Raw genomic sequence first — 13,302 nt, 5'->3', positions numbered from 1 at the left:
CGCTCACCTCCGCATCCGCCGGATCGGCGGCCGACCGCTCGGCGGAGCCTCCCGTCGCGGCCGGTCGGTCTCCTCGTCGTACTCGTCCTCCGGCTCCGCGGAGCGGGCGGCCGAGCGCCGCACGTCACGCGGCCGGCCCGCGCCCGCGCCCTCGTCCTCGGCGTGCCTCCGGGGGGCGCGCGGCCGCTCCTCCTCTTCGTCGAGGTCACGGCCGGCCGGCCGGCGGCGGAAGGCTGACGACGCCCTGCGGACGGCGGCGGGCCCGCGCCTCGGCCGTTGCCCGCCCTCCTCCTCGTAGCGCTCCTCCTCGTAGCGCTCCTCCTCGTAGCGCTCCTCCTCGTGGACGTCCCGGCCCGCGTAGGCTTCCTCGTCCTCCCGTTCCCGGGCGCCCCCGGGCGTCGGCGGCCGCAGGAGGGACTCGGTCCGCCGCTGAAGGCGGTCGCTGAGCGCGTCGATCTGGCTGCTCGCGGCGGTGACGGCCGCCGCCTTGCCGACCTCGACGAGGCGGCCGCGTACGGCATCGGTCAGGTTCTTCACCTCGGGTGAGGTGTTCAGCAGTTTCGTACCCTGCTTGACGAGGTTCGCCGGGTTCCTGGCGATGCGTCCCGAAGCGCCGGCCGCGGCGAGCGTGAGCGCGAGCCTCATCTTCCGCCGACGGCCCATGAGGTAACCGGCGCCGACGGCCAGGGCGATCCGCAATCCGTCCTTCATGATCGTGTCCCCCTTAGCGCCCGCAGCCGGAACGGGTGCCATGCCCCCATCCACCCTGACCGACCCGTCGGCTCCCGGCCGCCCTTACTGCCGATATCGCCGACTTCGAGCGTGAAAACGATCAATACGTAGGTTGTTACCGATCGCCCTACCCTCAGCGTCGTCTGCAAAACCCGGACGCCGACGGCCTCGACGGCGCCTCCACGGGCCCTGGAGGCCCTCGACCCGACACCCGGAGAAGAGGCGTGTGCGGGCCCGTCTTGAGGGTCGGGGGCGGCGGCGGAGCGGGCGCGGCGACCGGCCTTCAGCGGCCCGGCCGACGTGTCGTTCCGACATCGGCCGGGTACGGCGCTCGGTGAGGCCGTTGCGATGACCGCAGGTCACCGCGCCGACGGAACGGGGAGAGTGGACGCCGGCGAGGGCGCCCATATCGATCACTAACGGGGATTGTCATGACTATGCCGATGAGGCGGCGCGGCAGGGCCGGCCGGCTGCACGGAATGGAGCCGACCGGGCTGCTGCACCGGGATCCCTTCGCGGACGTCCAGGAACTGCTCAACCGGATGACCGGGCTCATCCAGCCGCCGATGGAAGCCGAGACCGAACGCCCGTGGGTACCCATCGCGGAGATCGACGAGACCGAGGACGGCTACGTCGTCCGCCTCGAGCTGCCGGGCATCCTGCCGGACGACGTCGACGTGAACATCCGGGACCGTGAGCTGTGCGTGAGCGGTGAGGTCAGGGAGGAGACCGAGGGCTCCAACGCGCTGCGCGTACGGGTCGGGCGCTTCCACTACCACGCGTCACTGCCGTCCGACGTCGACGCGGACAACGTCGAGGGCAAACTCGAAGAAGGCGTGCTCACCCTGCGCATCCCCAAGGCCCAGCGAGCCCATGGGCACCGCATCCCGATCACGGGCGCCCGCACGACGGGAATGCCGCTCGGCGGCGGGGAGACCGGCGGCATGCCGGCCGGGATGGAGACCACGGACATGCCGGCCGAAGGACGGGCCACCGGGATGCCGGCGGGAGGCACGCACGCCGGAGGCATGCCGGCCGGGGGCACGGACCCCGGAGCCATGCCCGAGTGAGGGCGTCCGGCCCGAGGGCCGACCCGTCCCGGCGGAGCGTCACCGCGTCCTGATCCGTCACGCCGCCCGCCGTCCACCGCCGCCCTCTCGGCCTCGAAAGTGGCCGAGGCGGACGGGCCGTGACGGCCGTTTCGGGCTGCGCGTGAATCGGCCGGCGGCCGGGCGTAGGGTCGGAGTCAGAGCAGGTCGGCGGGCCGGTGGCGTCACTGCGGCGGTCCCCCGGCCTGGAGACCTGTCGGCAGGAGTCGCCGGTGTCCGAACAGACCTTCCGCGATCGCCAGGACGCGGAACACGCGCCGGCCGATCCCCTCACCCGCCACCGCGGCCGCAACACGCCGATGCGGGGCGGCACCGGGTGACGGCATGAGCACCGGTGAGGCCGCCGGCCTGTCGGTGGGCGAGCGGATTCTGGCGGACATCCTGCGGGAGGCGCGGTGCAACCCGCCGAACCGGCTCGCCGAGGTGGTGCTGCACCAGGCCCGGCCGCTGGGCATCACGCGGGTCGTCGTGTACCTGGCCGACCTCCAGGAGACGGTGCTCGTGCCCCTGCCCTGCGCCGCGGATCCCGGCACGGACACCGGCCTCGGCGATGAGGTCGACGTCGACGTTCCAGGGGACGGTACGCCCGCGCCCGTGCGCGGCGTGGAACCGATCGGCCACCTGACGAGCCTCGGCGACTGTACGCCCGCGCCCGGGATGGTGCGGATCGAGGGCACGGTGGCCGGGCTGGCCTACCGGAGGCTGACCGTGGTGACGGCCGAGGAGGGCGACGCCCCGGGAGACCTGACCGGGGTCGACGCGCCGGTGCGGCGCCACCGGGTCTGGCTGCCGCTGGTGGACGGCACCGTACGGCTCGGTGTCCTGGAGCTGGCCCTCGACCGCCTCGGTGAACAGGTGCTGCAGCGATGTCACCTGCTCGCCGGAGTGGTGGCGCTCCTCGTGGCCAGCCACGGCATCCACAGCGACGCCTTCGCGCGGCTGCGCCGGCGCGAACGCATGGAGTTGTCGGCCGAGATGGTCTGGGCGTTCATGCCGGGCCACACGCTGGCCACCAAGGACGTCGTGATCTCCGCGGCGGCCGAACCCGCCTACCGGCTGGGCGGAGACGCCTACGACTTCTCCACGATGGACACCAGCGTCCACATGACGGTGCTGGACGCCGCCGGGCACGACCTGGTGGCCGGGCTGGTCGCGTCCGTGGGCCTGGCGTCCTGCCGCAGCACCCGGCGGGCCGGCGGCGGCCTCGCCGAGATCGCGACGGTCGCCGACCGGGCGATCCGCGAGCACAGTCCGGAATGGCGGTTCATGACCGGCCTGCTGCTGAACTTGGAGACGGAGACCGGGCGGCTGGAGTGGGTCAACTGCGGCCATCCGCCCCCACTGCTGATCCGCAAGGACAAAGTGATCAAAGAGCTCGCCCGGACCCCCGACCCGCCCATGGGGCTGCTGGAGGGCACGCGGCCGCGCACGCACCACGAGACCCTGCAGCCGGGCGACCGTCTGCTGTGCTACACCGACGGTGTGATCGAGGCGCGCACCCGCACCGGCGAGTTGTTCGGGGTGGAGCGCCTGGCCGACACCATCCTGCGGACGACCGCGGCCGGCATGTCCACGCCGGAGGCGCTGCGGCGCCTCGTCCACGGCCTCCTGGCCGAGCACGGCGCGCCGCTGGCCGACGACGCCACCATCATGCTCGCCGAGTGGCGGCCCACCACCCCTGGTGGCGCCATTCAGCTGACGCCCCAGACGACACTGCCCATGCAGCATCCCGAGCGTTAGCGGCCGCGCGCATCGAGCGCCGGGAATCGTCGCGCCGCCGTCATGACGACTCCCTCTTTCGAGAGGCGATTCCGGTGGGGTGGCGGCGTGGCTCGGCGGCACCGGGGCCGCGGGGTCCGGTGCCGCTGATCACCCCCTGCGCGCGTGCGCACGCGTCCAGCTCGCCGGGCTCTCGGCGTCCCGAGTTCCAGCGATTTGCGGAAACGGCAATAAAGGTTGCCGAACCATCGACGGGGCGAGGAGGCTCGTGGGCATGGACGACCAGGCGCTACGTGACCCTGGTCGCCCTGTCAGCACCACATCCACGGGAAAGGGAACCGTTCGATGAGTGGACACGACCGCCGGCTCACCGACGATGAGGCCGCGGCCACGTTCGAGCCGGCGAGCTGGGACGAGCGGTACTCCGGGCCGGAACAGGTCTTCAGCGGAAATCCCAACCCCCAGCTCGTCACCGAGGTGACCGGGTTGACACCGGGCACCGCGCTCGACGTCGGCTGTGGCGAGGGCGGCGACGCGATCTGGCTGGCGCGGCGAGGCTGGACGGTCACCGGCGCCGACTTCTCCGCCAACGGCCTGGCCCGCGCCGCCCGGCGCGCCGAGCAGGCCGGCGTCGCCGACCGCGTCGACTGGTGGCGGATCGACGCACGGGCCTTCGCGGCCGGAGGCCGGACCTACGACCTGGTCACCAGCCACTACCTGCACCCGCCGGGCGGCGGAATGGCCGAGGTCACCCGGCGGCTGGCCGAGGCCGTCGCGCCCGGCGGGCACCTGCTCATCGTCGGCCACGCGCCGTCCGAGGCGTTCACCCACCTGACGGCGAGCCACCGCGAAGCGATGTTCACCGCCGGGCAACTGCTGCCCGCGCTGCCGGAGGACTTCGACGTCCTCGTGGCCGAACAGCGCCCGCGCACGCTGACCCGTGACGGCGTCACGGTGGACGCTCACGACTCCACGCTGCTCGCCCGCCGCGCGTCCTGAGACGACCGGCCACGGACGCGCGACGGGCTCGGCTCCCGCGCGGGCGGCCGTACGCCGGGCCCCTGAGCGCCGCACCCTGTGACTTTCGGTCACGCAGGAAGTAGTGAAAGGCGCTTGCAAAGGGTTACCCCCTCCTTACAATCGCGTTATCGTGCCGGGGTCACCGAGGGTCCACGCGTCCAGCGCCGCACACGTCGAGGGAGACGAGTCGTGCCGAGCCTGCATCTGCATGCGCTCGTCTGGCCGGCCCACGGTGCGCGGTACCACCTCACCCTCACGGTTCCGTCCGGCAGGTCGGCCGTCATCGGCACGACTCCCGACCCGGGCACCGCGCTCGCCGACGTGGTGCTCGGGCTCGCACGGCCGCTCGCCGGCGCCGTCCGTCTGGACGGGCGGGACATCACCGATGCGCCGCCGGGAGAGCGCGGCATCACACTCGTGCCCGTCGGCGGCGGGCTGTTACCGCACCTGAACGTCGAGCGCAACGTCGCGTACGGCGGGGATCCCGCGCACGCCGCGGACCGGCTCCGCGACCTCCGGCTCACCGGCATGCGCAAGCGGCATCCGCACGAGCTCTCCCCCGCGCAGCGCCTGCGCGTGGCCGTGGCCCGCGCGCTGGGCCATCCGCGGAACCCTGGCGTCATCGTGTTCGAAGACCGCGCCGGGCAGGTCTCCTGCCGCCCCGCCGTGTCCGCCGCGCAGGCGTACGGCGCCACCGTCCTGGTGATCACCGATCGGGAGAGCGGCGCCCTCGCCGACGGCGCCGTACGGCCGGAGGAACTCCACGATGCGACGTAGGGAGGCGATGACGGGGCTGGCGCTGCTGACGCTCACGGCGGCGTGCGGGAGACCACGGGAGAGCGTCCGCGTCGTGGTGATCTGGAGCGGCTCGGAGCTCAGCCGGTTCCGCAGCGTCCTGGCTCCGTTCGTGCGGGGAGGTGTCGACGTCGGTGTGCGCTCCGCGGGCAACGATCTCGACGCGCTGATCGCCAACCGGGTGGCGCGCACCGCCGTCCCGGACGTCGCGCTGATCCAGAGTCCGGCGATGGTGGACGCCCACCGCGACCGGCTCACCCCCCTTCCTCCGGCGCGCGGGATCCCGGCGTCCTGGGCGGATCTGCTGGCCCGGGACGGAACCAACTACGGCGTGTGGTTCAAGGCCGCGCACAAGTCACTGGTCTGGTACCGGCGGGATCGACTGGGCGGCGATCAGGCGGCCACCTGGGACCAGTGGGTGGACCTGTGCCGGGCGATGGCGGCGTCCGGGCACCCGCCGCTGGCCCTCGGCGCGGCCGATGGCTGGGTGCTCACCGACTGGTTCGAGAACGCCCTGCTGAGTGTCGATCCCGAGGTCTATCGCGCCCTCGTCGGCGGCGCTCCGCTGTGGACCCATCCGCGGGTGCGGGAGGCCCTGCGCCGCGTCGGCGAGGTCTGGGCCATCCCCGGCGCCTTCCCCGGTGGTCCGCGTCGCGCGCTGCTGATCCAGTTCGATCAGGCCGTGCTGGACGTGTTCCGGCACGGGCGGGCGGCCATGCTGGTCGGGGCCGACTTCGACCATCCGGTCATCGAGCAGTTCGGGAGCGCGCCGGCGGGCTGGTTCCGGTTCCCCTGCCGGGAAGGGGAGAAGCGCTCGCTCATCGTCGGCGGCGACGCCGCCGTCCTGCTGAACCGCCACAGTGACGCGGGCCGCGAGCTCATCGCCTGGCTGGCCACCCCACGAGCGGCCGACATCTGGGCGCGAGCGGGCGGGTTCCTGTCGGTGAACCCCGCGGTGAAGGACTATCCCCCCGATCTGGCGGCGCTGGCCGACCAGGTACGCGCCGAGACCACGACGGGCCAGGGCCCGGCGTTCGATCTGTCCGATCAGCTCGGCGGGCGGCTCACCGGCTCCGACGGCCGCGGCACCTGGAAGATCTTCCAGGATTTCTTCGCCGGGGTCGCGATCCACCGGACGCCGCTGGACGTGGCGGTCACCCGGACGTGCGAGAGGCTCGCCGCGGAGCAGGAGGCGTCATCGTGACGGCGTTCCACGTCCGCCTCATCGAGGACACCCGTGCTCCGGTGCGCGGGCACCGCAGCCTGCCGTGGCGCGCCGTGGCGTATCTCCTGCCCGCCACCGCGCTCGTCGGCGCGGTCGTCGTGCTCCCGCTGGTCTGGGCCGTCGTGGTCAGCTTCGACGACGGCGGCCACGGCTATGGCGCGCTGTGGACCGATCACGGCATCAGGCACGCGATCGTCAACAGCCTGGTGTGGCTGGTCCTCGCACCGGTCGTCTGCGCGTTCGGGCTGTTCCTCGCCTGGCAGGCCCGCGGTGTCCGGCGCCTCGGTGTGCTGGCCGCGCCCATCGCGGTGTCGACGCTCGTGACCGCGGTCGCGTTCCGGCTGCTGTTCACCCCGGGCGGTCCTGCCGATGCGCTGGGCGGCCGGTTCCTCGGATCACCGGGGATCTGGCCGGTGCTCGGACTGGCGTTCGCCTGGCAGTGGGCCGGGCTGGCCGTCGTGGTGTTCCGGGCCGGGCTGGGCCGCGTTCCGCGCGACCTCACACGGATGGCCCAGGCGTTCGGGCACGGCCGCCGGCGACGATGGTCCACCGTGACGCTGCCCGCTCTGGTGCCCGCGGGCGCGCTCGTGCTCATCGTGGCGCTGCTCGCCGCCGCGCGGGTGTTCGAGCTGGTGCTGATCACCGCGCCCGGTTCGGAGCAGGCCGAGGTGGACGTCGCGGGCGTGCACTGGTGGCGGTGGCGGCTGGACGTCGCCGAGAGCACCTGGGCAGCGCTCAGCGTGGTCATGTTCCTGTGCGTCGCGGCGCTGGCGCTGGCCCTGCTGTGGGGACTCAGCCGGCAGTGGCCGAACCCTGTGGAGGAGCAGGAGGAGCCCCCGCCCGGCGTGCGCGGGCGGGTGGTCGCGGTCCTCGCGATCGCCGTCTGGCTCGTCCCGCCGGCGGTGGTGCTGCTCACCTCGCTGCACACGCCGGAGGCCGCCGCGAGCGGCGGGTGGTGGAGCGGCGGTTTCGGCTTCGGCTCCTACCGGGACGCCTTCGCCAGCGGTGAGCTGCTCGACGCCCTGTCGAACACCGCCGTGCGCTCGGTGGGCGCGGCCCTGCTGCTGGTCGTCATCGCCGTGCCGGCGGCGTACGCGCTCGCGCGAGGCGGACTGTCGCGCCGGACGGGACGGATCCTCATCGCGGTCACGACCGTGGTCGCGGTCGTGCCGCCGCAGACGGTGATCGTCGAGCTCGGGCGCGTGTTCGACGACCTGCGTCTGCTCGGCGCACCGACCGCCCTGACCCTGGTGCACACCGCGTTGGCGGTGCCGCTCGCAGTGCTGCTGCTGCGCGCCGCGTTCGTCTCCGCCCGCCCGGACCCGGACCGCGTCCGCCTGCTGGATCCGGATTCAGTGCTCTTCGCCGTCGCGCGGGAGAGCTGGCCGGCCGTACTGACCGTCGCGGTGCTCGAGTTCGTCCTCGTCTGGAACGATTTCGTGGTCGGTTTCCTCCTCGGCGGCCCGGAGGCCGGCCAGGTGACGTTCGTGCTGTACGACCAGACGCGCGAGTTCACGACCTCGTCCGGGGTGCTGGCGGCCGGAGCCGTCGTCTCCACGGTGATTCCGCTGACGCTGGTCCTCGGGACCGGGAAATGGCTGGTCCAGGGCTTCACCCAGGGGGTGCGACGATGACCTCCCGGGGCAGGTCGCGGTTCCAGCGGACCGCCGGATACGTCACCTTCGCGGGCGCGGTCGCGCTCAAGGCCGTGGGCGAGGTGGCCGCGAATCAACTGGGTGCGGTGGGAACCTGGGTGCCCTGGGTCGTCATCGGCGTGGGCATCCTGGTGTTCTCGGTGTCGCGACTGCTCCGGCCGTCTGAGCGCGGCCCGGACCCGATCCCGCAGGACCTCCCGCGGGTCGACGATCTCGTCGGCCGTGACTCCATCATGGAGACGGTCCTCGCCTGGGCGCACCGCCATGGAACGGTCGTGGTGCACGGGCCTCCCGGCATCGGAACCTCGTCGGTGGCCGTCGCGGCGGCCCGGCGGCTCGTCCCGAGCGAGGAGTCCCAGCGCTATGTGGACCTGAGCAGGCTGCGGCCGAACGGAACCGGCCTGTCGCGGATCCCACTGCTGCGCGACCGGAACCGGTGGGTGCGGATGCCGGTGCTGCGGATCCTCGGCCTGGACCTGCAGTTGTCCGGCGCCGACGCCACCCGGGCGGTCGTGGAGAAGCTGCGCGGCAGCGGGCTGGTGCTCGTGATCGACAACGTCCAGGACGTGAACGAGGTCCGGTGGATCGCCGAGGGCGTCCCCGGGGCCTTCGTGATCATCGCCGGGACGATCGGCCCCGACGAGCTGACCGGCGTTCCGGATGTGCCGGTCAGCGGCCTCGCCCCCGAGCACGCGCTCGAACTGCTGTGCCGGCAGGCCGGCGAACCACCGCGCGCGACGCCGAAGACCCTGCTGGACCGGCTCCGGCACCGGTGGCACTCCCCCGATACCGCACGCAACTCCATCCGAGCGCGGGCACAGGCCGATCCGGCCGCGGCCCGCGAGCTGGCCGAGCACTACCCGCTCGGGCACCCACGCGTCGCGATCCTGCTGGGACGCTGGCTGGCCCAGAACCCCGGCGAGACGTTCGCGGGGCTCCTGCGCGTGTTGAAGGACGGCGGCGAGATCCTCGAACTGCACGCCATCATGGCGATGGTCCTCACGCGGGCGCCCAGCGCCGCGCGGCGGCTGCTGTCACAACTCGTCGCCGCACCCGACGCGGAGTTCACCGACGCCGCCATCGCCGCGCTCGGCGGGATCTCGCTGCAGGAGGCGGACCGGCACCTGGCCGAGCTCAGCCGGAGGTTCCTCGTCCAGCGCAGCTCCTCCGGGGCCCGGGTGGTCCCGTCCGCCGTGAGCCTCGCCGATCCGGTTCCTCCCCGGGAGACCGCGCGGGTGCAGGTCAGACTCGCCGACTTCTACGCCGGCCTCGCCCAGGACAACGCCCGCATGCTCGGTGGCGAGCACGACCTCGACGCGACGCGGTGGTTCGCCGTCCATGACGTCACCCTGCTGGCCCTGCTCGGCGTGCCGAAGCCGCCGATGCGCGCGGCGGCCGGCCTCTGGGCGATCGCCGAGGCGCTGGACCGCTGGTTCTCCCGCGAGCAGCGTGACCGTGAGCGCGTGGACGTCGCCGAGGCGATGCTGGCCCGCGGGGCCGAGACCGGCGACGCCACCGCCCGAGCGGTCGCCTACATCCGCATGGCCGCGGTCGCGCGCGGCCGCGGGCGCGTCGACGAGGCACAGCGCCTGCTCACCGAGGCCGATGCCCTCGGGCATGGCCACGTGCCCTACTTCAGCCAGCTCAAGACGGAGTGGGCGGTGTGCCACGCCGACAACGGCGACCTCGACGCCGCCCGCAATGACCTGCGCCTGGCCCACCGGGCCCGGCCGAAACGCGACAGAGAGGGCCGGGCGATCGATCTGATCAATCTCGGTGCCATCGAGATCAAGGCGGAGCGGTACGACGCGGCCGTGGGCTACCTCGACCGGGCCGCGACTCTGGCCCAGGAGATCGGCGCCCCCGCACTCCAGGCGTACGCCCGCGAGCTGACCGGAGTCGCGTGGCACCGGCAGAACCACCACGGCGCGGCGGAGGACGCCTGGAGCGACGCCGAAATCCTGTACCGCTCGATCGGAGACGAGGAGGGCCGGGTCAGCCGGTGAATCCAGGACCCGGCAGATCCCCGCGAACGGCGTCGCCCGGTCACGGGGGTCACCTGTTCGTATGGCTCGCCCACAGCGCGTTGTGGCCGTCGTAGATCACCAGGTTGTAGTCGGTCTGGAGCACCAGCGTCGCGCCGTTGTGGCCGTACGTCCCCGACGCCCAGACCGCGTGTCTGCCGTTGACGTAGACGACCAGGTTGCCGTCGGTCTGGAACTCGGCGTACGCGCCGGCCTGATGCGTCCCGGTGGACCAGACGATTTTGCCGGTCGTGTCACGCAGTACGAGGTTGCCGCCCTTCTGCATGGTCAGCGCGAGGCGGTTCGTGCGCAGGGTCTTCCCCGGGTTGATGTCGTAGGTCGCGTGGACCTCGAGTGTGTACGGGTTCCCACCCGACGTCGGCTTCTCACTCGCCGGAACGCCCTTGTGGGCCGACTTGCTCGAGGAACCGCCCTTGCTGGCCGCTCCGACCGAGGAACCACCCTTGCTGGCTGTTTTACTCGACGAACCACCCTTATGGGCGGCATGGGCGCTAGGTGAAGGTTTGCCGGAGGTCTTGGAAGCGGCGCTCTTGCTGGCCCCCGGGGTGGGCGTCGCGTGCGCGGAGGGCTTCGAGGTCGGGGTCGCCGACGGGGACATGGAGGTGTACGCGCCCGGCGGAGGCTGCTGGCCGCCGCCGGCGACGTGTCCTTCGGCCGCTCTCCGGTCTCGCCGGCCTTCTCCCCCTCGGGAGTCGCGGTCTCGGCGGCCTTCTCCTCCTCGGTGGCGGGCCGGTCGACCTCCTGGGCCGGCTCGGCGCCGGTGGCCGGCGCCAGGTCTGCGGTTCCCTCGATGTCCGCCTTGGGCAACGCCACCGGCCGGCGGATACCCAGCGACTCCGAGCGCTCGCCGGGTCCTGACTTAGACAAGATCGCTCTCCTTAGGTCTGAATCAGATCGCGGGCGGCGCCGCGGCCGGCGGCGCGCCGACCACCTGCTGCGGGACGTCCCTCCCGCTGAGGACACCTGGCGGCGCGACGCCTCGCCGAGCCGTCCCTGCGCGGCCCGGCCGGCGTCGTCCAGGGCTCCGACCCGGTCGGTCCCCGGTCCGGCGTCCTCCCGCAGCTCACGATCCACCTCCGGTGACGAGATCGGTCGCGGTGAGAGATGGCCGGTCGTCCGTGTAGCTCCTCCACACGACGGCGCGGCGGTCCAAGGCGGACCCCTTGGCAAGGCGTACGAACCCCACCGCGTTCGGGTTCACCGGCAGACGACTCAATCTGAGCTGCGGCACTTTGGGGTGCTCACTCCGCTTCACGGATTCCCGGCCAGAGCCTCCGTTCGGCTCAGGCACACCTTGGTGAGCGCGTGATCAGGGAGCGCCGCCGCCACCATCCCTGAGGTGCTCATGCCGTACCTGGCGGGCGTCCGCGCTGTTCACAGGGCTGCACCATCAAGGGGTCGACGTGGCTGCCGCCGTCAGAGCCGACGCATGTGCCGGTGGCGGCATTGCGGAACATGAGATCGACGGAGGGTTCGCGTTCTCTTTCACGCAGCGGCGGCCGCACCGTCGGGGCCCGACATGCGAGGTTGCCGCCAGGGCACCTGGCGGCAACCTCCTTGTCGGTCTCTCACCGTTCGAAGGTGCGACGGACCTCCTTCGCGGCGTCCTTGGCCTGCTCGCCGGCCTGCTTGGCGCCGCCCTTCATCCGGTCCCTGCGCCCTTCGGACTCCAGGTACGGATCACGGGCTCCTCGGCCCGCGGCCTCCTTGCCGCGGCCCTTCGCCTTCTCCATCGTGTTCTTCAGCTTGTCCAGGAGACCCATCGGCTCCCCCTTCCGTACGAAGCTGTACGGGGCTGGTCATTCCCTTTCGTTGAGCACCTATTCGGCCCGCCGACCTCGAATGACGACTCTCCGTCACATTCCAATCACCGCCTCGGCCGGTGATCTTGCGGGGTAGGCTGGCGGCTCATGGAGGTCTGTGATCGGCGGACCGGCCCGCACGGCGAGCTGGTCCTACGCGGTGACGGCGAGCACTTCGAGATCATCAGCAACGGAGTGTTCCTGATGGACACCCGGGCCGGCGCGTCCGAGCGCCTCCTGGTGCGCGCCGCCCTGGAGCGGCTCGCCCGGCCGGCCCACGTGCTCATCGGCGGGCTGGGCGTGGGATTCTCCCTCGCCGAGGCCGTGCACTCGCCGGACACCCGCCGGGTGACGGTCGTCGAGCGGGAGCCGGCGGTGATCGGCTGGCACTCCGGACCGCTCCGGCCGTACTCCGAGGGCGCCCTCGACGACCCCCGCGTACGTGTCGAGTGCGCGGACCTCCTGGTCTGGCTGCGCACGCCGGGCAAGCCGTACGACGCGATCTGCCTGGACATCGACAACGGCCCGGAGTGGACGGTCAGCGACGGCAACACCGCGCTCTACGGCCCCGAGGGGCTGGACCTGCTGGCGGGCCGACTCCGGCCCGGCGGCGTCCTCGCGGTCTGGAGCGCCGCCGCCGTCACCGTGTTCGAGGATCGCCTGCGGGAGCGGTTCGCGCGCGTGTCCGCGCATCCGGTCGAGGTCGCGCGCGGCGAACCCGACGTCGTCTACCTCGCCTCGACCCGCGCGGCATAAGGCCGCTCCAGGATCTTCGAGCACGGCCGGGCACACCTCCCCGGCCGGCGGCCGTCCGCGGTTCCCAGGATCGGTGTCACGCGCCGCCGGTCCCCATCGTGTCCCGGTCCCGCTCCAGCGCGTCGAGCGAGCCGGACCACAGCCGGCGGTAGGGCGCCAGCCACGCGTCCACCTCGGCCAGCGGTTCGGGGCGCAGTTCGTACCACCGGCGCTGCGCCTCGGGACGCGCCGTGACCAGGCCCGCCTCGCGCAGGACCCGCAGGTGCTTCGAGGTGCCGGGCTGGGTAAGGCCGAGCGCCTCGGTCAGCTCTCCGACCAGGCGGGGACGCTCGAGCAGAAGGTCCAGGATGCGGCGACGGGCGGGTTCGGCCAGTACGTCAAAGGTCGCGCTCATCCAGGGAATATAACCGTCGCGCTATATTTCCGTCAACGAATGTGGCGTCC

Annotated in this window: 12 protein-coding genes; 8 read left to right on the top strand and 4 right to left on the bottom strand. The window is 72.6% G+C overall.

The window, feature by feature from the left end:
* Positions 1–3 precede the first annotated feature (3 nt).
* A complete protein-coding gene (locus tag NE235_RS01305) occupies positions 4–711 on the bottom strand; it encodes a hypothetical protein (protein ID WP_252798780.1) in 708 nt (235 codons plus the stop codon).
* Between the two features lie 458 nt (positions 712–1,169).
* On the opposite strand from NE235_RS01305, the gene NE235_RS01300 reads away from it, so the two are divergent.
* From NE235_RS01300 to NE235_RS01270, 7 genes are all read left to right on the top strand, one after another.
* Entirely contained in the window at positions 1,170–1,802 is a 633-nt protein-coding gene (locus NE235_RS01300; protein WP_252798779.1) for an Hsp20/alpha crystallin family protein, read from the top strand.
* Positions 1,803–2,165: 363 nt separating this feature from the next.
* Positions 2,166–3,581: a PP2C family protein-serine/threonine phosphatase gene (locus tag NE235_RS01295; protein WP_252798778.1), complete on the top strand. Its 1,416-nt coding sequence runs from the start codon at positions 2,166–2,168 to the stop codon at positions 3,579–3,581.
* A gap of 324 nt (positions 3,582–3,905) precedes the next feature.
* Positions 3,906–4,559 (top strand): class I SAM-dependent methyltransferase, encoded by a 654-nt coding sequence (locus NE235_RS01290; protein WP_252798777.1) that lies wholly within the window; start codon positions 3,906–3,908, stop codon positions 4,557–4,559.
* Between the two features lie 210 nt (positions 4,560–4,769).
* Complete coding sequence (locus NE235_RS01285; RefSeq protein ID WP_252798776.1) at positions 4,770–5,357, top strand: ATP-binding cassette domain-containing protein; 588 nt, start codon at positions 4,770–4,772, stop codon at positions 5,355–5,357.
* The gene (locus tag NE235_RS01280) at positions 5,347–6,579 is read left to right on the top strand and encodes an ABC transporter substrate-binding protein (RefSeq protein ID WP_252798775.1); all 1,233 of its coding nucleotides are present in this window, start codon (positions 5,347–5,349) and stop codon (positions 6,577–6,579) included. Before NE235_RS01285 ends, NE235_RS01280 begins: the two co-directional genes overlap by 11 nt.
* A complete protein-coding gene (locus NE235_RS01275) occupies positions 6,576–8,234 on the top strand; it encodes an ABC transporter permease subunit (RefSeq protein ID WP_252798774.1) in 1,659 nt (552 codons plus the stop codon). The genes NE235_RS01280 and NE235_RS01275 overlap by 4 nt, the downstream gene beginning before the upstream one ends.
* A complete protein-coding gene (locus tag NE235_RS01270) occupies positions 8,231–10,261 on the top strand; it encodes a hypothetical protein (RefSeq protein WP_252798773.1) in 2,031 nt (676 codons plus the stop codon). The genes NE235_RS01275 and NE235_RS01270 overlap by 4 nt, the downstream gene beginning before the upstream one ends.
* Positions 10,262–10,310: 49 nt before the next feature.
* On the opposite strand, the gene NE235_RS01265 is transcribed toward NE235_RS01270, so the two are convergent.
* The gene (locus tag NE235_RS01265) at positions 10,311–10,898 is read right to left on the bottom strand and encodes a hypothetical protein (protein WP_252798772.1); all 588 of its coding nucleotides are present in this window, start codon (positions 10,896–10,898) and stop codon (positions 10,311–10,313) included.
* Positions 10,899–11,868: 970 nt separating this feature from the next.
* Entirely contained in the window at positions 11,869–12,063 is a 195-nt protein-coding gene (locus tag NE235_RS01260) for a CsbD family protein (protein WP_252798771.1), read from the bottom strand.
* A 147-nt stretch (positions 12,064–12,210) separates the two neighbouring features.
* On the opposite strand from NE235_RS01260, the gene NE235_RS01255 reads away from it, so the two are divergent.
* Positions 12,211–12,858 carry a spermine/spermidine synthase domain-containing protein gene (locus NE235_RS01255; RefSeq protein WP_252798770.1) on the top strand — a complete coding sequence of 216 codons (648 nt, stop codon included), beginning with the start codon at positions 12,211–12,213 and terminating at the stop codon, positions 12,856–12,858.
* A 76-nt stretch (positions 12,859–12,934) separates the two neighbouring features.
* Here the strand turns inward: NE235_RS01255 and NE235_RS01250 are convergent, their stop codons facing one another.
* Complete coding sequence (locus NE235_RS01250) at positions 12,935–13,252, bottom strand: ArsR/SmtB family transcription factor (RefSeq protein ID WP_252798769.1); 318 nt, start codon at positions 13,250–13,252, stop codon at positions 12,935–12,937.
* Positions 13,253–13,302 lie beyond the last annotated feature (50 nt).

This window comes from Actinoallomurus spadix (assembly GCF_024055725.1).
In the GTDB taxonomy this organism is placed as follows: domain Bacteria; phylum Actinomycetota; class Actinomycetes; order Streptosporangiales; family Streptosporangiaceae; genus Actinoallomurus; species Actinoallomurus spadix.
This window is presented reverse-complemented; position numbering and strand designations above follow the sequence as displayed.

Coding starts and splice junctions, on each gene's coding strand:
- NE235_RS01305 (WP_252798780.1), bottom strand. CDS start 711: ATGAAGGACGGATTGCGGATCGCCCTGGCCGTCGGCGCCGGTTACCTC.
- NE235_RS01260 (WP_252798771.1), bottom strand. CDS start 12,063: ATGGGTCTCCTGGACAAGCTGAAGAACACGATGGAGAAGGCGAAGGGC.
- NE235_RS01290 (WP_252798777.1), top strand. CDS start 3,906: ATGAGTGGACACGACCGCCGGCTCACCGACGATGAGGCCGCGGCCACG.
- NE235_RS01300 (WP_252798779.1), top strand. CDS start 1,170: ATGCCGATGAGGCGGCGCGGCAGGGCCGGCCGGCTGCACGGAATGGAG.
- NE235_RS01255 (WP_252798770.1), top strand. CDS start 12,211: ATGGAGGTCTGTGATCGGCGGACCGGCCCGCACGGCGAGCTGGTCCTA.
- NE235_RS01250 (WP_252798769.1), bottom strand. CDS start 13,252: ATGAGCGCGACCTTTGACGTACTGGCCGAACCCGCCCGTCGCCGCATC.
- NE235_RS01280 (WP_252798775.1), top strand. CDS start 5,347: ATGCGACGTAGGGAGGCGATGACGGGGCTGGCGCTGCTGACGCTCACG.
- NE235_RS01295 (WP_252798778.1), top strand. CDS start 2,166: ATGAGCACCGGTGAGGCCGCCGGCCTGTCGGTGGGCGAGCGGATTCTG.
- NE235_RS01265 (WP_252798772.1), bottom strand. CDS start 10,898: ATGTCCCCGTCGGCGACCCCGACCTCGAAGCCCTCCGCGCACGCGACG.
- NE235_RS01270 (WP_252798773.1), top strand. CDS start 8,231: ATGACCTCCCGGGGCAGGTCGCGGTTCCAGCGGACCGCCGGATACGTC.